Genomic DNA, 22,480 nt, shown 5'->3' on the forward strand with positions numbered 1-22,480 from the left:
GATTCAGTTGCTGTGAGTCGCTATTCGGTTGTTCAGCGGAGCAGCGACAGCACGTTCTGCGAGGCCTGGTTCGCCTGCGACAGCATCGAGGTGCCGGCCTGGGTGAGGATCTGGTTGCGGGTGAACCCGACCATCTCCTGCGCCATGTCGGTGTCGCGGATACGCGACTCCGACGCGGACAGGTTCTCGACCGCCACGTTGAGGTTGTTGATGGTGTGCTCGAAGCGGTTCTGGTGGGCACCCAGCTTGGCCCGGGTGTCCGAGACCGACTGGATGGCGACGTCGAGCGCCTCCATCGCCTCCGCGGCGCCGGTCTTTCCGCCGTTGTTCGCGGCGGTCTTGGTCAGGTCCAGGTTGCTCAGGCCGAGCGTCTTCGAGTCGATCTTGCCGAGGCCGACGTTCAGGGTCTCACCGGAGTTGGCACCGATCTGGAACGCCCCCGGCGTCGCGTTCCCCTTGGGGTCCGACGGGCCGGAGATGCCGAGGTCGCTGGCGGTGAGTTCGAAGTCGGCCGTGCCGGAGGCCGTGAAGGTGGTCTCGCCGGTCGACGCGTTGAACTCGGCCGTGAGTTCGACCGTCAGGTCGAGGCCCTCATTCTTGATGGCTGTGGAGATGGCGCTGTTGACCTGCGACGCGAGTGCCTGCGGGCTGAGCGCCTTGTTGTTGGCGTCCACGGTGGAGACGTCCGCGAGGGTGAGCGTCGTCGTGCTGCCGTCCTTCCCGGTGACCGCGAGCGTCATGCCGGTCAGCGGCGTAGTCAGGCCCCCGACGCCGGAGACGGCCGGGGTGGGCGGGGTGCCGGTGGTGGCCGCGGTGCCCGCGAGGGTGCCGGACTTCTCGGCCACCATGCCGAAGGACCCGTCGAGCAGCTTCGACTTACCGAACGAGGTGGTCTCGCTGACTCGGTCGATCTCCGAGGCGAGCTGCGAGAACTCGGCGTTCGCAGCCTTCTTCGCGCTCTCGTCGAGGGACGCGTTGTTGGACTGCACGGCCAGGTCGCGCATGCGCTGGAGCATGCTGGTGACCTCGTTGAGCGCACCCTCGGAGGTCTGCACGACGCTGATCGCGTCCTGAGCGTTGCGGACCGCGACCTTGAGGCCGCCGGTCTGCGCACGCAGGCCCTCGGAGATCGAGAGGCCGGCCGCGTCGTCTGCCGCCCGGTTGATGCGGAAACCGCTGGAGAGCTTCTCGAGCGACTTCGACATCTGGTTGTCGGTGACCGACAGGTTCCGGTAGGCGTTCTGCGCAGCGATGTTCTGGTTGATGCGGAGACCCATGGGTGATTCCTCCTTGACTGGGGTCTTTTGCCGGCCCGTCCATGAGCCGTGGTCGTACGCCACATCCCATCGGCGGGTCGCCGAGAGGCCATGAGAATTCTCCGAGATTTTTTCGGGCTTTTAGGGCGAACCGGAGAAGTGCTGATCGGGGGAAACCGCTCAGCGGCACGGCGGATGTGCCGACCTGTCCGAATGAGCGGGTCCGCCGAGGGGGTGAGCCCGACGAGCTGTACGACGGAGGACCGGGTGAGCCTGACCGACCTGGCCAGTGTCCTCTGGCGCTCACGCGAGCTGCTGGAGATGCTGCTGTTCAAGCTTGAGGAGGAGCAATTGCTCCTCGCGTCCAACCGGTCCCGCTGGCTCAGCCACGCCACCCGTGAGGTGGAGGTGGTCCTGGATCAGATCAGGCAGACGGAGGTCATCCGCGCGGCGTACTCCCAGGAGGTCGCCATCGAGCTGGGCCTGTCGGCCGACGCGTCGCTCGGCGAGCTGGCCGACGCCGCGCCGGACCCCTGGTCGGAGCTGTTGCACCAGCACCGCAAAGCCTTCCTGATGTTGACGTCGGAGATCCGGGCCCTGGCCGACGTCAATCGCGACCTGCTCACCGCGGGACAGCGCGCGGCTCGCGAAACCATGCTCGCGTTCGCTGAGACTGTGGAAACGTACGGACCGCAGGGCCAGACCGTCAGCGGCGCCGTGCGGCGCCCCACCCTGGTTGATGAGGCGATCTGATGGGCAGCACATTCGGCGGACTCAACACGGCACTCACGTCTCTGTACGCGCAGCGCAGGGGCCTGGACGTCACGGGCCAGAACATCGCGAACGCCAACACCGAGGGGTACACCCGGCAGCGCGTCGTGATGCATGCGCAGAACGCCAACCTGGTGCCCGGCATCTACGCGACCACCGACGCGGTCGGCAGCGGGGTCACCGTCTCCTCGGTCGAGCGGCTGCGCAACTCGGCGCTCGACCATCGGAGCTACACCGAGCACGCGAACTCGGCCTATCACAACGAGCGGGCCGGGGCGCACGCGCTGATCGAGGACGTCTTCGGGGAACCGAGCGACACCGCCCTGCAGGCCCGGCTCCAGGACATGTGGGACGGCTGGAACGCGGTCGCCGCCAACCCGTCGCAGAAAGCGCCGAAGGCGGCTCTGCTGGAGCAGGCGACCACGGTCGCGGCCTCCCTCAACGACGCGGCCGGTGCTCTGAACAGTCAGTACGAGTCGACCAGGGCCGGGTTGGAGACCTATGTCGGCGAGGTCAACAAGACGGCTGCCTCGATCGCCCGGCTGAACCAGGAGATCGTGGTGGCCACCCAGGCCGGCCTGCAGGCGAACGAGCTGATGGATCAGCGGGGCATGCAGATCCAGAAACTCGCCGAGCTGGCCGGTGCCACGGCCACGGAAATGCCGAACGGCGCCACCAGCGTCTACATCGGAAGCGCCCAGGTGGTCGCCGAGTTCAACTCCCGGACGATCGCCATCGCTCAGCCGGCCGCGAACCGGATCGAGGATCTGGCCAACTACAACGTCAGTCTACGGTGGACGGATCTTCCGCCCGAGGTGTCGGTGGACGTCGGCGGAACCATGGGTTCGCAGGTGGAGCTGCTCGCGAGGGACGGCACTCTGGCCGGCTGGTCGAAGCGGCTGGACGACGTGGCCACGACACTGGCGACGACGGTCAACAGCGTGCACAACGGCACGGCTCTGGACGCCGACGGCAACCCGATGCCCGCCTACGGGGTGGACGGTAGCTCCGGCCTCGACTTCTTCGTGGAACGCAACGGCCGCGTGGACGCCGACGGCCGTCCGGTGATCAACGCCGCGACCATCACCGTCAATCAGGACCTGTTGAACAACGTCGACAAGCTCGCGGTCTCGTCGGGTGACCCGACCGGTCAGGCTCCACCGGGACTCAAGGTGCTGGACGGCAACCGCGCGGACGCCCTGGCCGACCTGGCCGACTCCCGTACCGGGGCCGACGCGACGTACCAGCAGCTGATCGGCGACCTCGGGGTGGCGTCGCAGTCCTCGATCCGTCGCCGTGACATCCAGAACGCCGTGACCGATCAGGTCGACGCCGCGCGGGACGCCGAATCCGGGGTCAACCTCGACGAGGAGATGACCAACCTGCTGACCTACCAGCGTGGATACGAGGCGGCCTCCCGCGTGCTGACGACGATCGACTCGATGCTCGACCAGCTCATCAACCGCACCGGTCTGGTCGGCAGGTAAGGGGGAGACCTGATGAGTATGAGCCCGCGAGTCACCGAGAGCAGTACTCGCACCCGGACGATGGCCAGTCTGCAACGGAACCTGGGCCGGACGCAGGAGGCGATGGACCAGATCTCCAGCGGCAAGCAGCTGCGCCGGCCGTCGGATTCACCGACCGGCACGGTGACCGCGCTGCAGTTGCGCGGCGAGGTGCGTGCGAACAAGAAGTACTCGGTCAACGCCGACGACGCAATGGGCCGGCTCGGCACGGTGCAGGACACCCTGCAGAGCGTCACGGACCGCCTCCAGAAGGTGCGTCAGCTGACCCTCGAGGCGTCGAGCAGCGGCGGGCAGAGCACTCCGGAGGCGAACCGGGCCCGGGCGGTGGAGATCGAACAGATCAAAGGAACTCTCGTTCAGTACGCGAACACAAAGTACCTGGATCGGCCCGTGTTCGGTGGGTCCACTCCGGACGCGACGGCGTACACCACGGGAGGCACGTACGAGGGCGAGATAGCCGGCGAGACGCTACGTGCCATCGGTCCCAACGCCAAGGTGCGAGTCGAGGTCCGTGGGCCGGAGGTGTTCGGCGAGGAAGTCGTGCAGGACGAGAACGGCAACGACGTCACGAACGAGGCACAACTCTTCCGAGTCCTGGACCGGCTCTCGACGGCCATGCGCGAAGGAGATTACAAGACCATCCAGACTGGCCTGGAAAACCTCGATAAAGCCACTGAAATTGTGAAGTCAACCCTTTCCGACGTTGGCGCCCGATACAATCGGGTTACACAGATGAAGCAGTCCGCAGAGGATCGCTTGATGTCCGTGTCGTCGCAGCTGTCCGATATCGAGGATGTCGACCTGCCCAAGGCGATCATGGAATTGCAACTCCAGCAGACCTCGTATCAGGCCGCCCTGGCCGCCACGGCCAAGGTGATCCAGCCCTCGCTCATCGATTTCCTGAGGTGACCATGACTACTCGCACCGCGTCCCGACCGATTGAGGCCACCATGACCGACCCGTCGCTGGGGTTGCCGACCATCTCGATGGCGGTGCCCATGCCGGGTTTCCCGGGGCACCGGGAATTCGTTCTGGTGCGGCTCAACGACGACGGTCTGCTGTACGCGTTCACGTCCATCGAGAACCCGGAGCTCCGCTTCCTGGTGGCCCCGCCGGAGCCGTTCTTCCCGGACTACGCCCCGGAGATCGAGAACGCGGTGTTCGCGGCCCTGAACACGAAGGACCCGGACCGGCTGCTGCTGCTCACGGTCATCACGGCGAGCGAGAACGAGACCACGGCCAACCTGCTCGCACCGATCGTGGTGGACCGCGACAGCATGCGTGCCATGCAGGTCGTCCTCTCCGGGTCGGGCTACCCGGTCCGGGCGATCATGAACCGGCACTTCTGACCCTCCCTCGGCGGGCGCGGTCGCGTTAACCTCGCGGCCGCGCCTTTGCTGTGGCGTTCCATGGATGGAGGAGGGCACCGATGCTTGTGCTGACCCGCCGGGCCGGCGAGAGCGTGATGATCGGCGACGACGTCGTCATCACGGTGCTCGAGGCGCGTGGTGACGTCATCCGGTTGGGCATCCAGGCTCCGCGGGACGTGCAGGTGCACCGCGAGGAGGTCTACCGCGAACTGCAGGAGGCCAACCGGGCGGCCGCGTCACCCACCGAGGACGCCGTCCACGCGCTCACCAGGATGCTCGAGAAGCCGGATACGCCGGACTGACGAAGACGAGGACAAACGCCCGCCGCGATCATCGCGGCGGGCGTTTCTAGCTCCTGAGCTGCACCGGCCGCTGACCCCGGAGACAACGTCCGGGCCGCACTCTCATCATCGGCGGGAGAGACCCGTCCCTGTCAGCCGGGGAGAGAGTGTGGGCGCAGAGCGCGAATCAGTGATCGGTGGCGGTGCGGTCGGCACGGCCTGCGCACTGGATCTGGCGGTGGACGCGCACGTGCACACCGGGTTCGCGGCCGGCCGGGATGCCGTCGGTGTGGTGGTCTCGGCCGCGGACCAGGTTGGCCTGACGGCACTGACCTTCGCCGACCAGGCCGGCCCGGAGACCACGTGGCTGTCGGCGTACGCCGACGCCGTGCGCCGGGCCCGGCACCGTACCGAGATGACCCTGCGGGTCGCCGCCGAGGTGGAGGTGGTCCGCCCGGACGGCTGGCTGGCGCTGCCGCCGGACCTGGCCCCGCTGGACGCGCTCTCGGTGGCGGTCTCCGGCCTGCCGGTCGAGGGCGAGCTGTTCACCCCGCGCGAGGTGCGCGACCGTCTGGACACCGGCCGGCTCGTCCCGGCGCAGGTGGCGGAACTGCTGGTGGCGGCGACCGTGAAGGGCCTGGAGCGGGCGTCCCGGTACGTGCCGGCGCAGCTGGCCCGCCCGCTGACACTGCTGGGTCAGGCCGGTCTGGACGACTCCGCTGTCACGCCCGAGCTGATCGCCGAGCTGGCCTCCGCGTGCCGGACCACGGGATCGGTGGTCGAGGTCAGCGAGGCCTGGCGCAGCCCGTCCCCGCGAGTGGTGGAGATGCTGCTCGACGCGGGTGTCCCGGTGGTGCCGGCGAGCGACGCCCGGTACGCCGTCGAGGTGGGTCGCTGGCACTACCTGCGACGTGTCTGAGTAGAACAGCGAAACCGAACACGATTGGCACTCGTCTCCGTACTCTCTGTCATGCCAGCACTTCAGCATGGGAGAGTTGCGATGAGCATGGTTCAGCAGGCTATCGAGGTCAGTGCCCCCGTCCACACGGTGTATGAGCAGCTCGCGGCGTTCGAGAACTACCCCCGTTTCATGACCGGTGTGCGGCAGGTGACGTCGATCGGTGCCGACCAGACCCACTGGATCATGGACGTCGACGGGAAGCGCCGCGAGTTCGACGCTCAGATCATCGAACGGTCGCCGGACGAACGGGTCTCCTGGTCGACCATGGAGGGCCCGCTGCTCGCGGAGACGATCACGCTGCGCCCGATGGGTGAGACGAAGACCCAGGTCGTCGCCCAGCTGGAAGCGGACATCGCCTTCCTCATGCCCAGCGACCGGCACGGCCAGGAATCCCTGAACCGCCGCCTCAAGGCCGACCTGACGACGTTCAAGGGTCTGGTGGAGAGCGGCGTGTTGGGCGGCCGGCCGATCCCGCACAGCGGCGTGAGCACCAGGCCCCTGTCCGGGCGGCAGCACACCCTGATCCCCGGCGTCGGTACGGACACCCCGTCGCCCGCCGCGGTGGCCGCGCGCATCCGCAACCGCAACGCCGGTTCCGGCCCGGGGGCCGGCTGGGACAACGGCGCTGTCGGCACCGCCAGGATGGGCGGCCACAGCACCGGCACCGACATGTGGGGCAACGGCGTGATCAACGAGGAAGAGCGCGGTTGAGTGAGCTGTATCTGACTGCTTCGCGGGCCCGGTGACGTTCACGTCGCCGGGTCTCTTCGTTCAGCTGGCGGCGGCCTCGAGGGTGACCACCATGCGGGCTCCGCGCGGTTCGGCATGCTCGTAGCGGACCGACCCGCCGTTCGCCTCGACCAGGTGCCGCGCGATGAACAGGCCGAGCCCGGCGCCCCGGATGAAACGCCCGAACAGATTGGGCAGCACGTCGGCCGGGATGCCGGCGCCGCTGTCCTGCACCGCGAGGCGTACCGTCCCGCCGTTCTCCCGGCCGGCCTCGATGTGGATCGGCGGCGCCCCGTGGGTGAGAGCGTTCTTCAGCAGGTTCTCCACCACGACGGTGAGGTGGCCGCGGTCGGCGAGCGCCGCCACCTCCTCGTCGATGACGATCTCGACGTCGCCGCTGCCACTGGTGTCCCCGCAGACCGTCTCGACCACCTCGAGCAGGGGCACCGGCACGCGCCGGGCGGTGACCGTCCCGGTGTCCAGGCGGAAGAGCAGCTGGAGGTCGTTCATCATCTTGATGAGCCGCCGGGTGTTCTTGTCGATCTTCGTGGCCAGCTCGAGCCGGATGTCCTCGGGCAGGTCGGCCCAGTCGGCGCAGAGCAGTTCGGCGAGGCTGGCGATCGAGCTGATCGGCTGCGCCACGTCGTGGGTCAGCATCGAGGTCAGGTCGTTCTTGAAGGCCAGGGCCGCGGCCAGCTCTGCGTTGCCGCGCTCCAGCTCGGCGGCGTGCTCGGTGAGCGCCTCTTCGGCCTGTTTGCGCTCGGCGATGTCGATGTAGGTGGCCACGTACCCGCGTGGGGTGCCGGCCGCGTCCGGGATGGCCGCCATGGTGGCGAGCACCGGGACGCCGGTGCCGTCGGCGCGGGGCAGCAGCCAGTCGCCGCCGGTGCCGGGTGGCGGGAGCGGCGGCGCGTCCTCGGGCGGGTGGTCGTGGCCGGTCAGCTCGCGCCAGCGGCGGTTCACGTCGATGACCCGGTAATTGGCGTCGAGGACCATGACGGCCTCGTTCATCGACTGCAGCAGGGTCTGTGCGAAGTCCTGCCGCTCCTTCAGCTCGGCCACGAGGTGCCGTTGACGCTGGTCGGCGTCGTCCAGAGTGCGGACGAGATAGGCGAGCAGGGCGAGCAGCGCGAGGGCGGCGAGGATCACGCCGGTGCTCACTGCGGCCACCGGGCGGCTTGAACCGGTCCGCGCGGCGAACGCGCTGACCAGGGCGGCGACGATGGGAGCGGCGATCAGGGCGGGCGCCAGCCGACGGACGGCGGCGCGCGGCCCGGTGTCGTCGAGGGTGTGCAGCGGTCCCGTCTCGGGCCGGGCCAGGATGGTGCCCGTGGCCAGGCAGAGCAGCGCTCCGGCCAGGTAGGGCGGCATGACGCTGTCCGGTCCGCGGCCGGGTGGGAAGGCCGGTTCGAAGAGTCGGGGCACCAGGGCGACCAGCGCGATGATGGCGGCGCCCAGCAGTAGTGGGTCGGCGACCCGGAATGCGATCCCGCCGCCCTGCCGGGGCACGCGCAGATCCAGGCAGGCCAGGGCCAGCCCGGATAGGGCGGTGGCCACCGCCGCGGCGGGATGGGTGTCGAGGGCGGCGGCGCCCGCGCCGGTGGCGGCAAGCGCGAGCAGCGCCGCCGCCACGGCACGTAGCCGACCGGCACGAACGCCGGTCACCGGGATCACCTGGAGCATCAGGGCGATTCCGGCCGGAATCAGGGCCGGCGCGGGCCCGGTGCCGGACGTGTGCAGGGCGCCGAAAACGGCGACCGTGACTCCGGCGCACCCGGCGGTCAGCCGGGACAGCCTGCCCACGTCACGCGCCGCGATATGCACAAATACCCCCAAGACGTGAGGGAAAGAGCATAACGCGGGCCACCCGGGTGAGCGGTTACTTGCCCGCCCAGTCGAAACCGTCCTCCAGGCGGATCTTGCTGGCCACCTTGGCGATGTCGGCGCGGTGACGGTTGGCGTGGTGCCCGCAGAAGGCCAGGTCCCCACCGCTGGTCAGCACGACCTCCAGCTTGGCGGCCGCCCCACAACGATCGCAGCGCTCGGTCATCTCACCGACGGTGTCGATCTCGGGCGACAGCAGTGCGGTCATATCGCTCTCCTTGCTCGGTAGCGGTAGTCGGTAGCGGTGCAGCGGTGCTGACAGCGAGAAGTTCGGCCCTCCGCACGGTCGGCTTAGAGGTTCGAGGTGTGATCCGGCCGCCGGAATCGTGCAACCGGGCCACAACTCACACGAACCCGAGGGCGCTACCGGCCCTCTCCAACATTGCCCTCAGCTGCTTTCGGCATGCCCCCCAGGCCGGAATGAAAAGACGACCTGAGAACACGACCGAGAGGACCCACTTCATATGTTCGGTAACGACGCCCGCCGCCTGTCCATCCGACTGACCGTTGCCGCGAGCGCCGCCACCGTCACCCTCTGGGGTCTGACCGGGCCGGCCGTCGCCGCGCCGGTCGCGCCCGCAGTGGGAACCATCGCCGGGGCCGGCGTGGAGGGCGCCATCCCGGGTAGCTACATCGTCGTCCTGAAGCCCGGCTCCGAGGCTTCGAGCGAGCTGGTCCGCAAGTACGGCGGCAAGGTCGCCGACGACTACCGGTCCGCCGTGCGCGGCTTCCACCTGGAGGCCACCGCCGGCCAGGCACGCCGCCTGGCCGCGGACCCGTCCGTCGAGTTCGTCGAGCAGGACGCCACCATCACCACCACGGCCGTGAAGGCCACCCAGGCCAAGAAGCTCACCTGGGGTCTGGACCGCCTCGACCAGCGCAAGCTCCCGCTGTCGAAGTCCTACACCTACAAGTCCGCGTCCGCGGTCACCGCGTACGTGATCGACACCGGCGTCCGGGTCGGCCACAAGGAGTTCGGTGGCCGGGCCGGCAACGGGTGGGACTTCGTCGACGGCGACGCGGTCGCCAACGACTGCCACGGGCACGGCACGCACGTCGCCGGCACGATCGGCGGCGCCACCTACGGCGTGGCCAAGGACGTCAAGATCGTCGCCCTGCGGGTGCTCGGCTGTGACGGCTCCGGCTCGTTCTCCGACTTCGTCGCGGCCGTCGACTGGGTGACCAAGAACGCCAACCGCCCCGCCGTGGCGAACATGAGCCTGGGCGGTCCGGTCAGCAAGGCGCTCGACGCGGCCGTCAAGCGTTCCGTCGACAGCGGTGTCACCTACGCGGTCGCCGCCGGCAACGAGAGCAAGAACGCCTGCAAGGGCTCGCCCGCCGCGGCTCCGGACGCGATCACGGTCGGCGCGGTGGACTCGGCCGACGCCCGGCCCGCCTTCTCCAACTACGGCAAGTGCCTGGACATCTTCGCTCCCGGCGTGGACATCAAGTCGGCCGGCAAGGCCTCGGACACTGCGGTGCAGACGATGAGCGGCACCTCGATGGCGTCGCCGCACGTGGCCGGCGCGGCCGCCCTCGCCCTCGCCGCGCACCCGGACTGGACGCCCCGTCAGGTTCGTGACGACCTGGTCGCCAACGCCGGTTCGGGCCTGGTCCGCAACCCGGGCAAGGGCTCGCCGAACCGCCTGCTCTACACCGGTCACCTCAACACCAACTGAAACCCGGCTGTGTCGCACCGCTGTCTCAGCGCCGCTGAGACAGCGGTGGCGCACAGCCACGAAACGCCGTACGCCGGGCCACCCGGGCGGATAGCGTGAGAGCGACCCCAGCCCGAGGAGGACCCAGATGTCCGAGGCGCCGGTCGCCGAGAGGCCGACAGTCCTGGTCGTCGACGACGAGGAGGATCTGCGCGACATCATGCGCCGCATGCTGGAGCGGCGCGGGTACACCACGTCGGCTGCCGGCGATCAGGACGAGGCCATCTCGATCTGCCGCGATCATCCCGGCAAGATCGACGCGTTGATCACCGATCTGACCCTGCCCGGTGCTTCCGGGGGCGACCTGGCGAAGACCATCCGGGACCTGCGTCCCGGCATCGGCGTGGTCTTCGTCTCCGGACTGCCCAAGGACATCGCGGTCAGTAAGGGCGAGATCGGCGAGGACGACGTGCTGGTGAAGAAGCCGTTCACCGCCGACGCCCTGCTCGAGGCGCTGAAGTCGGCGATCGGCGGCGACTAGGCCGACGGGACGGGCCAGGGGAGCGTCAGCTCGCCGAGCCGCCACCGGGCCGGACCGTCGAGCACCGGCCAGCCCTCGGCGCGCATCCGCCGGACCGTGGCCTGCCAGCGCTGCCTCGGCCCGAACGGCGTCGCCTCGGTCTCCCACGCCCGGCTCAGCGCCCGCAGCAACTCGTGCACCGGATGACCGGGCACGTTGTGGTGGATCAGAGCCTTCGGCAGCCGTTCGGCGAAGACCGCCGGATGCTCGAACGCCGGCAGCCGCGCCGACAGGGTCAGCGTCGACGGGACACCGTCCTCGACGACCGTCCAGGTGGCGATCCTGCCCAGCTCGTCGCAGGTGCCCTCGACCAGCAGCGCGCCGGTGGCGGTCATCGTCCGCCACGCCGCGGCCACCTCGTCCTCGGCGTACTGACGCAGCACGTTGAACGCCCGCACCACCACCGGCGTGAGCCCGGCCAGCTCGAACCCGCCGCGCCGGAACTCCAGCCACGGCGGGTCCGCGAACGGCAGCGCGTCGCTCACCCGTACCGGATCGATCTCCAGACCGACCACCGCGACGTCGGCGCGCACCGAGGCGGCGAGACGGTCCCGCAGCTCCACCGCCGTCACCGGGGTGGCGCCATAGCCCAGATCGACCACGAGCGGCTGCGCCGCTTCCTTCAAGAGCCCACCGCATCGGTACGAGATGAAGTTGTCCACCCGCCGGAGCCGGTTCGGGTTGGTCGTGCCCCGGGTGATCGCACCGATCGGCCTGACCACCGTTACTGCTCCCGGTGCACCTTGTGCTGCGCGGCCTGGGCGATCGGCCGGACCACGAGCCGGTCGACGTTGACGTGCTGCGGGCGGGTGGCGGCCCAGGCGATGCAGTCGGCGATGTCGTCGGCGACCAGCGGCTCGCTCACCCCGGCGTAGACGGAGTCGGCGCGCCCCTGATCGCCGCCGAAGCGGTTGAGTGCGAACTCGTCGGTGCGCACCATGCCGGGGTCGATCTCGATCACCCGGACGGGCCGGCCGCAGAGTTCCAGCCGCAGTGTCCCGACGAGGGCGGTCTCGGCGTGCTTGGCCGCGACGTAACCGCCACCGCCCTCGTACGGCGTGAAGGCCGCCGTGGACCCGACCGTCACGATCGTGCCGCGGCCGCTCGCCTCCAATGCCGGCAGCAGAGCCTTGGTGACCCGCAGGGTGCCGAGCACGTTCACGTCGTACATCCATTGCCAGTCGTCGACCGACCCGGACTCCACCGGGTCGGCGCCGCGGGCGCCACCGGCGTTGTTGACCAGGAGGGTGACCGGAGCGCCGAGCCCGGCGACCGCGGTGGCGAGATCGGCCACCGAATCGTCGGAGGTGACGTCGCACTCGATCGCGGTGGCGTTCGCGCCGATCTCCTTGACCAGCGCTTCCAGCCGGTCGGCGCGCCGTGCCGCGACCACGACGTGGTATCCCTCCCCGGCCAGACGGCGTGCCGTCGCCGCTCCGATCCCGCTCGATGCCCCGGTGACCACTGCGATGTTCTGCATATCCCGATTCTCGTCCATGAGGAGATTCCCGCCGCGCGATCAATGACCTGGATCACCCCGGGTCGGCTGTGTGGTGGTTCGCGGTGGGCCGATGGGGAAGATGAACCTTGGCGTAACAACAATTCTGTATATCCGACACACGAGGGAGTCAGCGTGGCTGAGCTACGGGCCGGCGGCGGATGGCCGACTCCCCGCCGGATCGCCACCCTCTCCGTGCACACCTCGCCCCTGGAACAACCGGGCACCGGTGACGCGGGCGGCATGAACGTCTACATCGTGGAGATCACCAAGCGGCTCGCCGAGCGCGGCGTCGAGGTGGAGATCTTCACCCGCGCCACCGCCGGTGACCTGCCGCCGGTCGTCGAGATGGCGCCGGGTGTGCACGTGCGTCACGTCACCGCGGGGCCGTACGAGGGCCTGGCCAAGGAGGAGCTGCCGGCTCAGCTGTGCGCCTTCACCAACGGCGTGCTGCAGGCCGAGGCCGCGCACCCGCCGGGCCACTACGACCTGATCCACTCGCACTACTGGCTGTCCGGGCAGGTCGGCTGGCTGGCGCGGGAGCGCTGGGGCGTGCCGCACGTGCACACCGCGCACACCCTCGCCAAGGTCAAGAACAGGTTCATCGCGACCGGTGACCGGCCCGAGCCGAAGGCCCGGGTGATCGGCGAGGAGCAGGTGGTCGCGGCGTCCGACCGGCTTGTGGCCAACACCGGCTTCGAGGCGCAGGACCTGATCACCCACTACGAGGCCGACCCGTCCCTGGTCAGTGTCGTGGAGCCGGGCGTGGACCTGCGGCGGTTCCGGCCGGGCGCGGCGGACCGGGCCCGGTTCGGTCTGCCCGAGCGCGGCCGGATCATCGCCTTCGTGGGTCGCATCCAGCCGCTCAAGGCGCCGGACGTGCTGATCGCCGCGCTGGCCGAGATGCGGGCCTCCGGCTCCGACGCCACCCTGGTGATCTGCGGCGGCCCGAGTGGCAGCGGCCTGGACCGGCCGTCCTCGCTGATCGAGCTGGCCGCGACGCTCGGCGTGACCGGATCGGTGGTGTTCCTGCCCCCGCAGACCGGCGACGACCTCGCCGCCCTCTACCGGGCCGCCGATCTGGTCGCGGTGCCGTCCTACAACGAGTCGTTCGGCCTGGTGGCGCTCGAGGCACAGGCCTGCGGTACGCCGGTGGTGGCGGCCGCGGTCGGCGGTCTGGTCACCGCGGTGCGCGACGGGGTCAGCGGCGTGCTCATCGACGGTCACGACCCGAGGGACTGGGCGAAGGTGCTGGACCGGCTGCTCGACGCGCCGGCCCATCGGCACCGTCTGGCCGCCGGCGCGGTCGTCCACGCGTCGCAGTTCTCCTGGAATCGCACGGCCGACACTCTGCTACAGGTCTACCGTGACGCGGTGGCACAGCATCGGGCGCTGATCACGGCGCGACTCGAAAGGGCGTCCTGCGCATGGTGACCGAACTGATCGAACGGGCCCTGTCCGAGCGGGAGCTCGACTGGGAGGCGACCGGCGACGGGTCCTATGTGGTCACGCTCCCCGGCACGCACAAGCTGAAGACCGCCTGCAACCTGATCGTCGGCGAGCACTCGCTGCGGATCGAGGCGTTCGTCATGCGGCGGCCCGACGAGCGGCACGAGGACCTGTGGGCCTGGCTGCTGCGCCGTAACGCCCGGATGTACGGCGTCGCGTTCTCTATCGACACGGCCGGTGACGTCTACCTGACCGGACGGGTGTCGCTGAAGGGCCTGGACGCCGACGAGCTGGACCGGTTGCTCGGATCGGTGCTCACCTATGCCGACGAGTCGTTCGACACCATGCTGGAGATCGGCTTCGGTACGTCGATCCGCCGTGAATGGGACTGGCGCGTCAAACGGGGTGAGTCGACGGCGAACCTGCAGGCGTTCCGGCATCTGATGGAGGACGCCGACTGACCCGCGGCGACGCTTTCTGATCATCAAGAGCCGTCTATCCGTACCGCCCGGTCCATTGTGGTGTTGCGGTGGGTAATCGCGATCCGATCGTGTTCTTCACCGATCGTGTCCGTCGCCGATGTGTGGATCGCGAGCGCCCTGGGTACTGCCAGTCTCCTGGCGATGTCCTGAGGATTCCCTGGAGCTCTGGGAGTCTGGTTCGACGGCCGTCTAGACTCGTGCGCCCATTTGCCGCTGCCGGGTTACTGAACGGTAGTTGTCGTGATTTCTTCCCATCCGAGAGAACCCGGAAGAGTGATTGGGTACTCGTCCGATCGGTTGGTAGTTGGTGAATGTGACGGTTGAGACAGATGTCGACACGAAATCGGCTTGTGAGGGTTGCACGCCCCAACTAGCGTGGTCGATGGACGCCGAGCCGTTAGTTCGGGGAACGGGTCGATCAGCAATGATCGCCGCGGATCGGCGTTTGGGGACGGGTGGCATGAGCCGTTGGGGGACGGCGCGACCCGAGACCGGCGGTAAGTGCGGGCGGCGCCTATGGGGATGGGTGTCGCCCGCCGCCGCCGGCGCTTTTGTTTCCGGCTTGTTTCTGCCGTTCACTTATTGGTCATGCTCGGATCGCTTTCTGTCGATGCACCCCGGCTAATGGGCACGACGACTGCAGAAATCCGCTTTCCCGCCAAGGCGACACAGCCGGGGTTGATCTTCAGGCGATGGCCTCCGCGCGAGCGGACTCCTCCTCCTGCGCGATCCGCAGCCGCATCGCCCGCCGGGCCCTGGCCGGACCGGCCGTCAGGTGACCCGCCGCGACCACGACGCACAGGACGAAGCAACCGCCCCAGAGCACGGCGCCACCGGCCTTCTGCAGGACCAGGCCGCCCAGGATCGGGGCCAGCGCGGTGCCGGCGGACCAGGCGAGCGAGTTGAGGCCCTGGTACCGGCCGCGCAGGCTGGGCGGGGCCAGGGCTGCCACGGTGGCCGCGTTGCTGGGGGACTGCAGCATCTCGCCCAGCGTCCAGATGATCACTGTCAAGGCGTACATGATGGGGGTCTCGGCAAGAGCGACCAGCCCGAAACCGGAACCCATCAGCAGTGCCGCGACCGCCAGGACCTTGGCGCTGTCCCGGCCCTCGATCAGTTTCGGGACGAAGAGCTGACCGGAGACGATCAGAACGCCGTTCACCGCGATGACCGTGCCGTATGTGGCGGCGGTGTGCCCGTCGGCCAGCATGCTGATCGGCAGTGTCGACAGGTGCTGCAGGACGACCAGCACCACGATGAAGGTGAGCAGCAGGTAGACCGCGTAGTTGCCGTCGCGCAGCGCCGTGCCGAGGCCGCCGGGCTCCGCCTTGCGCCCCGGGCTCCGGGCCGGACGTGTCTCAGCCAGGAAGATCGCGGTGATGGTCGCGGTGATCAGCGTGGTGGCCGCGTCGCCGGCGAAGAGCAGCAGGTAGTCGACCTTCGCGGCGAAGCCCGCGATGACGGCCGCGAGGGCGAAACCCAGGTTGATCGCCCAGTAGTTCAGCGAGAACGCCCGGACCCGGTCCCGTTCCGGCACGATGTCGATCATCATGGCCGAGAAGGCCGGCCGGACCGCCTCGGAGAAGAGGCCGAGGAGGAAGGTCGCCACGGCGATCTGCGGGTACGTCTGCGCGAACCCCAGGGCCAGCATCAGCGCGGCCGCGCCGAACTGTGCGATCAGCATGGTCGGGCGACGTCCCCAGCGGTCGGCCAGGACGCCGCCGCCGAGCGTGCCGATGGCGCCGCCGACACCGTAGAAGCCCAGGATCAGGCCGGCCTGGCTCTGCGAGAACCCGCGCTCGGCGGTCAGGTAGATACTCAGGAAGAGCACCGCGAACGATCCGACCCGGTTGATCAGGGTGCCGGTCCACAGGAACCAGAACTGCCGGGGCAGTCCACCGGCGGCCTGCCGTAACCAACCTCGCACGATCGTCTCCCCGTAAGTAGTCGGCGCCGTTTATTCCCTTACATCCGACGTTGCGGCGCAAGCGGGTTTCGGTGTGGTGGCGGACACGTACCGGGTGGCCCGCACAGGCGGCCACGGCTCGGGGGAAGATGTGGTCATGACTGGAACACTGGTGCTGCTGCGGCACGGCAACAGCGAGTGGAACGCCAAGAACCTCTTCACCGGCTGGGTCGACGTGGACCTGGACGCCAAGGGTGAGGGTGAGGCCCGGCGTGGCGGCGAGCTTCTCAAGGAGCAGGGGGTGCTGCCCGACGTGGTGCACACCAGCCTTCTTCGGCGTGCGATCCGGACCAGTGAGATCGCGCTGCACATCGCGGACCGGCACTGGATCCCGGTGAAGCGTCACTGGCGCCTCAACGAGCGCCACTACGGCGCCCTGCAGGGCAAGGACAAGAAGCAGACTTTGGAGACGTACGGCGAGGAGCAGTTCATGCTCTGGCGCCGGTCGTACGACGTCCCGCCGCCGCCGATCGAGGCGGACTCGGAGTACTCCCAGGGCGGCGACCCGCGTTACGCCGACCTCGCCCCGGAGACCCTGCCGAAGGCGGAGTGCCTGAAGGATGTGCTGGTGCGGGCCCTGCCCTACTGGTACGACGCGATCGTCCCCGACCTGCGTGCCGGCAAGACGGTCCTGGTCGCGGCGCACGGCAACTCGCTGCGCGCGATTGTGAAGCACCTCGACGACATCTCCGACGAGGCGATCGCCGGCCTCAACATCCCGACCGGCATCCCGCTGCGCTACGACCTGGACGACAACCTGCGCCCCATCACCAAGGGCGGCACCTACCTCGACCCGGTAGCCGCCAAGGAGGCCGCCGCGGCGGTGGCCAACCAGGGCAAGAAGTAACAACGACGGGAGCCGGGACACCCCCGTGGTGCCCCGGCTCCCGGATCTCCGGGCTCGCGCCCGAGATCGACCTCAGTCCTCGCTGACCACCGTCTCGCCCGTGACCAGGTAGATCAGGTGCTCGCCGATGTTGACGGCGTGGTCGGCGTAGCGCTCGTAGAAGCGGCCCAGCAGGGCGCCGTCGATCGCGGTCTCCGCGCCGTACGGCCAGTCGTCGGCCAGCATGATCTTGAAGAGGGCGCGCTCGAGGTCGTCCATCGCGTCGTCGTCGGACTCGAGCTGGGCCGCGCCCTCGGCGTTCGGCTTGGCGATCAGTGTGGTGATCTTCTCGGCCATCTGGTCGGCGACCTCGGCCATCCCCTTGAACGTGGGCCGCAGCTCGGCCGGCACGGCCGGTGACGGGTGACGCCGGGCGGCGGTCTTCGCCACGTGTTCGGCCAGGTCGCCCATCCGCTCCAGGTCGGCGCCGATGTGCAGCGCCGTGATGACGCGTCGCAGGTCGGACGCGACCGGCGCCTGCCGGGCGATGGTGTCCGCGACCTTCAGCTCGACCTGCTCGTAGATCGCGTCGACCTCGGAGTCGCGTTCGATGACCGACTGGGCGGCCTTCAGGTCGGCGGTCAGCAGCGCCGACGTCGCCTTGCGCAGCGCCGCGCGGACCGACTCCGCCATCGTCACCAGCAGGCGGCTCACCTCGACCAGATCGGCCTGGTACTCCTCGCGCATGTCCTCAAGTCCTCTTTCCCTGGCGGCGGCCGTTGTGCCGCGACCCAGGCTATGGGCGTGGGACAGCCGCAACATGAACACCGGTGAACGAGGGCGGGCCTGGTGGTGAACATTATTCGACGTGCGCCCGATTTGCCGTAATGGCCCTGTGGTTCAGGTAAACAATGACCCTACGATCGCGGGGTGGAGTGGGAATACGCCGTCGGCATGGTTTCTGCCGCGCTCGCCGTCGGTGTGGGAGCGGGGCTGGTCCTTGCCCGGATTCGCCGACCGGGTGGATCGGTCCTGGGCGGGTCCCCGGAGGGGAGAACCGCCATCGAACCGGACGACGACCGCCCGGCGGGCAAACACGGCCTGAAAGGGCTCGGCCGCAAGAGTCTCGACTCGCTACGGGTGGGTGTCGTCGTCCTCGACGCGGACGACCATCCGGTGCTGGTCAACCCGGCCGCCCGTGCGATGGGGCTGCTCCGTTCCGGCGGGGCTCCCGGCACCATCGCGGCCCATCCGATCCTGCGCACCCTGGCCGGTCAGGTCCGGCGCACCGGTGTACGCCGGGAGGTCGAGCTCGATCTTCCGCGGGGCCGGGCCGGCGGCGGGCACGCCCCGCTCGGGTTGCACCTGCGGGCCGTGGCGCTGAACGCGACCCACGTCGCGGTCGAGGCCGCGGACGTGACCGAGGCGCACCGGCTGGCCCGGGTCCGCCGTGACTTCGTGGCGAACGTGAGTCACGAGCTCAAGACTCCGATCGGCGCGCTCCAGCTGCTGGCCGAGGCGCTGCTCGACGCCACGCAACTGCCCGAGGCGGCTCTTGAGTCGCAGTCCGAGGACCTGCTGGCGGCGCGGCGCTTCGCCGAGCGCATCCATCACGAGTCCGCCCGGATGGGGCGTCTGGTGAACGAGTTGCTCGAGCTGACCCGGCTGCAGGGTGCGGAGCCGCTGCCGAACCCGGAGCCGGTCTCGCTGGACTGGGTGATCGCCGAGGTGGTCGACCGCACCCGGACGACGTCGTCGGCGAAGGGCATCGAGATCACGTACGACGGGGCCAAGGGCACCATGGCGTACGGCAACGACAGCCAGATCGCCACCGCCGTCACCAACCTGGTCGAGAACGCCATCGCGTACTCGGGCGAGGACACCAAGGTCTCGATCACCATGCGTAACAGCGACGACTGGATCGAGATCGACGTCACGGACCAGGGCATCGGTATCGCCCCGCAGGACGTCGAGCGCGTCTTCGAACGGTTCTACCGCGCTGATCAGGCCCGTTCCCGGTCCACCGGCGGCACCGGCCTGGGCCTCGCCATCGTCAAGCACATCGCCACCAACCACGGCGGCCGCGTCGACGTGACCAGTTCACTCGGTGACGGTTCTACGTTCACCCTGCGCCTACCGGCGCGACCCCCGGAAGCCCCCTCGTCGTCACCGACGGCGATTGAGATCGAGTCCGGTGTGGCCGGGCGCTGAGCCCATCCACCGACGACGGAAGGAACTTCATTGGCCCGCGTGCTCGTGGTCGAAGACGAGGAGTCGTTCTCCGACGCCCTGTCGTACATGCTGCGCAAAGAGGGTTTCGAGGTGTCGGTCGCAGCGACCGGGACCTCCGCCCTGACGCAGTTCGACCGGACCGGCGCCGACATCGTGCTGCTCGACCTCATGCTGCCGGAGATGTCCGGTACCGAGGTGTGCCGGCAGTTGCGGCAGCGTTCGGCGGTACCGATCATCATGGTGACCGCCCGGGACAGCGAGATCGACAAGGTCGTCGGTCTGGAGATCGGTGCGGACGACTACGTCACCAAGCCGTACTCGCCTCGTGAGCTGGTCGCCCGGATCCGTGCGGTGCTCCGCCGGCAGGGCACCGAGGCTGCCGAGGTCACCACGCCGACCCTGGCGGCCGGCCCGGTCCGGATGGATGTCGAACGCCACGTCGTGACGGTCGACGGCGGTGGGGTGCAGCTGCCGCTGAAGGAGTTCGAGCTGCTCGAACTGCTGCTGCGCAACGCCGGCCGGGTGCTCACCCGCGGCCAGCTGATCGACCGGGTGTGGGGCGCCGACTACGTCGGTGACACCAAGACCCTGGACGTGCACGTCAAGCGGTTGCGTTCCAAGGTGGAGCCGGAGCCGTCGGCGCCGCGTTACATCGTCACCGTTCGAGGACTCGGCTACAAATTCGAACCGTGATCAATCCTTGCCTGTTGACATCCTGTCATGGGACTATGGAGTGGTCGGGTGGCCCGCCCGTGATCGGGTCACCCGACGCTTCTCGGCGCTTGCCGGGTGGATGGCGACCAGGCCGGCCCTGAGCCGGTTCGCGCAGAGCTCGGCCAGCTTCTCGTAAGCCGCCACCCCGACGAGCTCGGTCAGCTCCGGGCCGTAGGTGACATACATCGGCTCGGTCCCCACGTGAGCGTCCGGCGACGATGTGCACCACCAGGCCAGATCGTGGCCGCCCGGCCCCCAGCCGCGCCGGTCGAACTCACTCAACGTGGACTGCAGCAGCTTCGTGCCGTCCGGGCGGGTGATCCAGTCCTGCTCGCGGCGGACGGGGAGCTGCCAGCAGACGTCCGGCTTGTACTTGAGCGGATGCACACCGTCCCGCAGCGCCTGCGCGTGCAGGGCGCAGCCACCGCCGCCCTCGAAGCCGGCCTCGTTGAGGAACACGCAGGGGCCGTCGGCGGAGCGGGTGGCCGTACGTCGCGCGGGTTTGCTGCCGTCGACGGTGTCCACCTCGGTGTAATTCTTGAACCCGCGACGGTAGTGCTGCCAGGTCTGCGGCGTGAGTTTCGCTGCCGCCGCCTTCACCCGGTTCTCGTCGTCCGCGTCGGTGAAGAACGCCCCGTGCGAGCAGCAGCCGTCCTCGGCGCGGCCCGGCAGGATGCCCCGGCACGCGGAGCCGAACACGCAGGTCCAGCGGGAGAGGAGCCACGTCAGGTCGGCCCGGACCAGGTGCTGCTCGTCGGCGGGATCGAGGAACTCGATCCACTCGCGAGGGAAGTCGAGCGGTACTTCCCGGCGTGGTGTCGCGCGGCTCATCCGGCTCAGCGTACGCCCACCGGTGGATCATGACCGTTTAGAGCTGATATATCCGGCCCTGTTGCACGCGGCTACGCTTGGGGGCGTGACTTCCCGCGTACCCGTGCTTCTCTCCAGCTCCTCGGTCTTCCCGGAGCCGACCGCGGCGGCGTTCGAGATGGCGGCCACGGTCGGCTACGACGGTCTCGAGGTCATGGTGTGGACCGACGCCGTCAGCCAGGACGCCGGCGCCCTCAAGGGGCTGGCCGACCACTACGACGTGCCGGTCCTCTCGGTGCACGCCCCCTGCCTGCTCGTGACCCAGCGGGTGTGGAGCTCCGACCCGTGGGAGCGGCTGTCCCGCGCCGCCCAGCTCGCCGAGACGCTCGGCGCGCCGACCGTGGTCGTGCACCCGCCGTTCCGCTGGCAGGGTGATTACGCGCGCAACTTCGCCGAGGGCCTGATGAGGGTCCGTGGCCGGCACCCGGATCTGACCTTCGCGGTGGAGAACATGTTCCCGGTCAAGATGGCCGGCCGCTGGGTGGTGCCCTACAACCCCGGCTGGGACCCGACCGAGACCGGCTTCGACGCCTACACGCTCGATCTCTCGCACTGTGCCGCCAGCCGCATCGACGCGCTGGAGATGGCCGACAGGATGGGCGCCGGCATGCGGCACGTGCACCTCGGCGACGGGACCGGCGAGGGCCGCGACGAGCACCTGGTGCCGGGCCGGGGCAATCAGCCCTGTGCCGAACTGCTGCGATCGCTGGCCGGCCGCGGGTTCACCGGCTCGGTGGCGCTCGAGATCAACACGCGCAAGGCGGCGAGCCGGCCGGCCCGTGAGGCTGACCTGCGTGAGGCGCTGGAGTTCGCCCGGCTGCACCTCGAGCCGAGCAAAGCGGTCACGCAGGGGTGAGGTTCTCCGCGGCGCGCTTGCGGGCGCGGTGCGCCGCCACGTGCGACCGGGTCGCGCAGCGCTCCGAGCAGAAGCGGCGGCAGTTGTTGGACGACGTGTCGAGATAGACGTTGCCGCAGCGTTCGTCGGCGCAGATGCCGAACCGGGCGCTGCCGTACTCGCAGAGCCAGACCGACAGGCCCCAGACGGCGCCCGCGAGGTACTCGGCGCTGACCGAGGAACCGCGGCTGGTCACGTGCATGTGCCAGTCGCTCGCGTCGTGACCGGAGATGCGTGGCTGCACCGGGTACGCCTCGAGGAGGCCGTTCAACTCGCGCACGGCCTCGTTGTCCTGTCCGGTGGTGCCGAACTCGAAGACCTCACGCAGCCGGCGCTGGGCGCGGCGGAACGTCACCAGGTCCTTCTCGGCGACCTGGTCGCGCATGTATGCCTGCTCGCCGGAGAACAGGGCCCGCAACCCGGCGAGATCGTCCAGGCCCGCGTTGACGAGGTCGATCGCGGTCCGGGCGTACGCATCGAAGTTCACCCGACAACGGTAGCCGCACCGGGCCCGATGGGGCACGTATGTGTT

The 22,480-nt window shown here is 69.2% G+C and carries 24 protein-coding genes; 15 read left to right on the top strand and 9 right to left on the bottom strand.

What is annotated here, in order from left to right; all coding sequences use genetic code 11:
* Positions 1-32: 32 nt before the first annotated feature.
* Positions 33-1,277, bottom strand: a complete 1,245-nt coding sequence (locus CLV67_RS04460; protein ID WP_106315867.1) for a flagellin N-terminal helical domain-containing protein — start codon at positions 1,275-1,277, stop codon at positions 33-35.
* Between the two features lie 246 nt (positions 1,278-1,523).
* Here CLV67_RS04460 and CLV67_RS04465 point away from each other — a divergent pair, with 246 nt between their 5' ends.
* From CLV67_RS04465 to CLV67_RS04495, 7 genes are all read left to right on the top strand, one after another.
* Positions 1,524-2,009, top strand: coding sequence for a flagellar protein FlgN (locus CLV67_RS04465; protein ID WP_106316425.1), 486 nt, complete (start codon positions 1,524-1,526; stop codon positions 2,007-2,009).
* The gene (gene flgK / locus CLV67_RS04470; RefSeq protein ID WP_106315868.1) at positions 2,009-3,514 is read left to right on the top strand and encodes a flagellar hook-associated protein FlgK; all 1,506 of its coding nucleotides are present in this window, start codon (positions 2,009-2,011) and stop codon (positions 3,512-3,514) included. Before CLV67_RS04465 ends, flgK begins: the two co-directional genes overlap by 1 nt.
* A 60-nt stretch (positions 3,515-3,574) precedes the next feature.
* A complete protein-coding gene (locus tag CLV67_RS04475; RefSeq protein ID WP_282958701.1) occupies positions 3,575-4,462 on the top strand; it encodes a flagellin N-terminal helical domain-containing protein in 888 nt (295 codons plus the stop codon).
* Between the two features lie 41 nt (positions 4,463-4,503).
* Positions 4,504-4,902 carry a flagellar assembly protein FliW gene (gene fliW, locus CLV67_RS04480; RefSeq protein ID WP_239166034.1) on the top strand — a complete coding sequence of 133 codons (399 nt, stop codon included), beginning with the start codon at positions 4,504-4,506 and terminating at the stop codon, positions 4,900-4,902.
* Between the two features lie 80 nt (positions 4,903-4,982).
* Positions 4,983-5,225, top strand: coding sequence for a carbon storage regulator CsrA (gene csrA / locus CLV67_RS54150; protein WP_106315871.1), 243 nt, complete (start codon positions 4,983-4,985; stop codon positions 5,223-5,225).
* A gap of 148 nt (positions 5,226-5,373) precedes the next feature.
* Positions 5,374-6,123, top strand: coding sequence for a hydrolase (locus CLV67_RS04490; RefSeq protein WP_106315872.1), 750 nt, complete (start codon positions 5,374-5,376; stop codon positions 6,121-6,123).
* An 81-nt stretch (positions 6,124-6,204) separates the two neighbouring features.
* Positions 6,205-6,876 (top strand): SRPBCC family protein, encoded by a 672-nt coding sequence (locus tag CLV67_RS04495; RefSeq protein ID WP_239166033.1) that lies wholly within the window; start codon positions 6,205-6,207, stop codon positions 6,874-6,876.
* Between the two features lie 60 nt (positions 6,877-6,936).
* On the opposite strand, the gene CLV67_RS04500 is transcribed toward CLV67_RS04495, so the two are convergent.
* Together CLV67_RS04500 and CLV67_RS04505 are read right to left on the bottom strand one after the other, a co-directional pair.
* On the bottom strand, positions 6,937-8,718 hold the full coding sequence (locus CLV67_RS04500) for a sensor histidine kinase (RefSeq protein ID WP_106315873.1): 1,782 nt from the start codon (positions 8,716-8,718) through the stop codon (positions 6,937-6,939).
* Positions 8,719-8,773: 55 nt separating this feature from the next.
* Complete coding sequence (locus CLV67_RS04505) at positions 8,774-8,986, bottom strand: DUF7455 domain-containing protein (RefSeq protein WP_106315874.1); 213 nt, start codon at positions 8,984-8,986, stop codon at positions 8,774-8,776.
* Positions 8,987-9,242: 256 nt separating this feature from the next.
* Between CLV67_RS04505 and CLV67_RS04510 the strand changes: the two genes are divergently transcribed.
* Together CLV67_RS04510 and CLV67_RS04515 are read left to right on the top strand one after the other, a co-directional pair.
* Positions 9,243-10,457 (top strand): S8 family peptidase, encoded by a 1,215-nt coding sequence (locus tag CLV67_RS04510; RefSeq protein WP_106315875.1) that lies wholly within the window; start codon positions 9,243-9,245, stop codon positions 10,455-10,457.
* Positions 10,458-10,584: 127 nt separating this feature from the next.
* The gene (locus CLV67_RS04515) at positions 10,585-10,977 is read left to right on the top strand and encodes a response regulator (RefSeq protein ID WP_106315876.1); all 393 of its coding nucleotides are present in this window, start codon (positions 10,585-10,587) and stop codon (positions 10,975-10,977) included.
* Here CLV67_RS04515 and CLV67_RS04520 read toward each other — a convergent pair.
* Both CLV67_RS04520 and CLV67_RS04525 read right to left on the bottom strand, forming a co-directional pair.
* Positions 10,974-11,738 carry an SAM-dependent methyltransferase gene (locus CLV67_RS04520; RefSeq protein WP_106315877.1) on the bottom strand — a complete coding sequence of 255 codons (765 nt, stop codon included), beginning with the start codon at positions 11,736-11,738 and terminating at the stop codon, positions 10,974-10,976. The genes CLV67_RS04515 and CLV67_RS04520 overlap by 4 nt on opposite strands.
* Before the next feature lie 2 nt (positions 11,739-11,740).
* On the bottom strand, positions 11,741-12,496 hold the full coding sequence (locus tag CLV67_RS04525; RefSeq protein ID WP_106315878.1) for an SDR family oxidoreductase: 756 nt from the start codon (positions 12,494-12,496) through the stop codon (positions 11,741-11,743).
* A 153-nt stretch (positions 12,497-12,649) separates the two neighbouring features.
* Here CLV67_RS04525 and mshA point away from each other — a divergent pair, with 153 nt between their 5' ends.
* The gene (gene mshA, locus CLV67_RS04530) at positions 12,650-13,948 is read left to right on the top strand and encodes a D-inositol-3-phosphate glycosyltransferase (protein WP_239166032.1); all 1,299 of its coding nucleotides are present in this window, start codon (positions 12,650-12,652) and stop codon (positions 13,946-13,948) included.
* The gene (locus tag CLV67_RS04535) at positions 13,942-14,424 is read left to right on the top strand and encodes a type III secretion system chaperone family protein (RefSeq protein ID WP_106315880.1); all 483 of its coding nucleotides are present in this window, start codon (positions 13,942-13,944) and stop codon (positions 14,422-14,424) included. The genes mshA and CLV67_RS04535 overlap by 7 nt, the downstream gene beginning before the upstream one ends.
* A gap of 706 nt (positions 14,425-15,130) precedes the next feature.
* Here the strand turns inward: CLV67_RS04535 and CLV67_RS04540 are convergent.
* Positions 15,131-16,372 carry an MDR family MFS transporter gene (locus CLV67_RS04540; RefSeq protein WP_106315881.1) on the bottom strand — a complete coding sequence of 414 codons (1,242 nt, stop codon included), beginning with the start codon at positions 16,370-16,372 and terminating at the stop codon, positions 15,131-15,133.
* Between the two features lie 136 nt (positions 16,373-16,508).
* Between CLV67_RS04540 and CLV67_RS04545 the strand changes: the two genes are divergently transcribed.
* Positions 16,509-17,258: a phosphoglyceromutase gene (locus tag CLV67_RS04545; protein WP_106315882.1), complete on the top strand. Its 750-nt coding sequence runs from the start codon at positions 16,509-16,511 to the stop codon at positions 17,256-17,258.
* Positions 17,259-17,330: 72 nt separating this feature from the next.
* On the opposite strand, the gene phoU is transcribed toward CLV67_RS04545, so the two are convergent.
* Complete coding sequence (gene phoU / locus CLV67_RS04550) at positions 17,331-17,984, bottom strand: phosphate signaling complex protein PhoU (protein WP_106315883.1); 654 nt, start codon at positions 17,982-17,984, stop codon at positions 17,331-17,333.
* Between the two features lie 183 nt (positions 17,985-18,167).
* On the opposite strand from phoU, the gene CLV67_RS04555 reads away from it, so the two are divergent.
* Together CLV67_RS04555 and CLV67_RS04560 are read left to right on the top strand one after the other, a co-directional pair.
* Entirely contained in the window at positions 18,168-19,448 is a 1,281-nt protein-coding gene (locus CLV67_RS04555; RefSeq protein WP_373873121.1) for a sensor histidine kinase, read from the top strand.
* Positions 19,449-19,478: 30 nt separating this feature from the next.
* Positions 19,479-20,162, top strand: a complete 684-nt coding sequence (locus CLV67_RS04560) for a response regulator transcription factor (protein ID WP_106315884.1) — start codon at positions 19,479-19,481, stop codon at positions 20,160-20,162.
* Between the two features lie 33 nt (positions 20,163-20,195).
* Here CLV67_RS04560 and CLV67_RS04565 read toward each other — a convergent pair whose 3' ends face one another.
* Positions 20,196-21,014 carry a DUF3109 family protein gene (locus CLV67_RS04565; RefSeq protein ID WP_106315885.1) on the bottom strand — a complete coding sequence of 273 codons (819 nt, stop codon included), beginning with the start codon at positions 21,012-21,014 and terminating at the stop codon, positions 20,196-20,198.
* Positions 21,015-21,099: 85 nt separating this feature from the next.
* Here CLV67_RS04565 and CLV67_RS04570 point away from each other — a divergent pair, with 85 nt between their 5' ends.
* Positions 21,100-21,909, top strand: coding sequence for a sugar phosphate isomerase/epimerase family protein (locus CLV67_RS04570; protein ID WP_106315886.1), 810 nt, complete (start codon positions 21,100-21,102; stop codon positions 21,907-21,909).
* On the opposite strand, the gene CLV67_RS04575 is transcribed toward CLV67_RS04570, so the two are convergent.
* Entirely contained in the window at positions 21,896-22,435 is a 540-nt protein-coding gene (locus tag CLV67_RS04575; protein WP_106315887.1) for a CGNR zinc finger domain-containing protein, read from the bottom strand. The genes CLV67_RS04570 and CLV67_RS04575 overlap by 14 nt on opposite strands.
* Positions 22,436-22,480 lie beyond the last annotated feature (45 nt).

The sequence above is a fragment of the Actinoplanes italicus genome (assembly GCF_003001815.1).
Classification (GTDB): domain Bacteria; phylum Actinomycetota; class Actinomycetes; order Mycobacteriales; family Micromonosporaceae; genus Actinoplanes; species Actinoplanes italicus.

Bases quoted from the DNA above. Each gene is read 5' to 3' on its own strand.
- CLV67_RS04460 (WP_106315867.1), bottom strand. From the start codon at position 1,277: ATGGGTCTCCGCATCAACCAGAACATCGCTGCGCAGAACGCCTACCGG.
- flgK (WP_106315868.1), top strand. From the start codon at position 2,009: ATGGGCAGCACATTCGGCGGACTCAACACGGCACTCACGTCTCTGTAC.
- CLV67_RS04475 (WP_282958701.1), top strand. From the start codon at position 3,575: ATGGCCAGTCTGCAACGGAACCTGGGCCGGACGCAGGAGGCGATGGAC.
- fliW (WP_239166034.1), top strand. From the start codon at position 4,504: ATGACCGACCCGTCGCTGGGGTTGCCGACCATCTCGATGGCGGTGCCC.
- csrA (WP_106315871.1), top strand. From the start codon at position 4,983: ATGCTTGTGCTGACCCGCCGGGCCGGCGAGAGCGTGATGATCGGCGAC.
- CLV67_RS04495 (WP_239166033.1), top strand. From the start codon at position 6,205: ATGAGCATGGTTCAGCAGGCTATCGAGGTCAGTGCCCCCGTCCACACG.
- CLV67_RS04505 (WP_106315874.1), bottom strand. From the start codon at position 8,986: ATGACCGCACTGCTGTCGCCCGAGATCGACACCGTCGGTGAGATGACC.
- CLV67_RS04510 (WP_106315875.1), top strand. From the start codon at position 9,243: ATGTTCGGTAACGACGCCCGCCGCCTGTCCATCCGACTGACCGTTGCC.
- CLV67_RS04515 (WP_106315876.1), top strand. From the start codon at position 10,585: ATGTCCGAGGCGCCGGTCGCCGAGAGGCCGACAGTCCTGGTCGTCGAC.
- CLV67_RS04525 (WP_106315878.1), bottom strand. From the start codon at position 12,496: ATGCAGAACATCGCAGTGGTCACCGGGGCATCGAGCGGGATCGGAGCG.
- CLV67_RS04535 (WP_106315880.1), top strand. From the start codon at position 13,942: ATGGTGACCGAACTGATCGAACGGGCCCTGTCCGAGCGGGAGCTCGAC.
- CLV67_RS04545 (WP_106315882.1), top strand. From the start codon at position 16,509: ATGACTGGAACACTGGTGCTGCTGCGGCACGGCAACAGCGAGTGGAAC.
- phoU (WP_106315883.1), bottom strand. From the start codon at position 17,984: ATGCGCGAGGAGTACCAGGCCGATCTGGTCGAGGTGAGCCGCCTGCTG.
- CLV67_RS04565 (WP_106315885.1), bottom strand. From the start codon at position 21,014: ATGAGCCGCGCGACACCACGCCGGGAAGTACCGCTCGACTTCCCTCGC.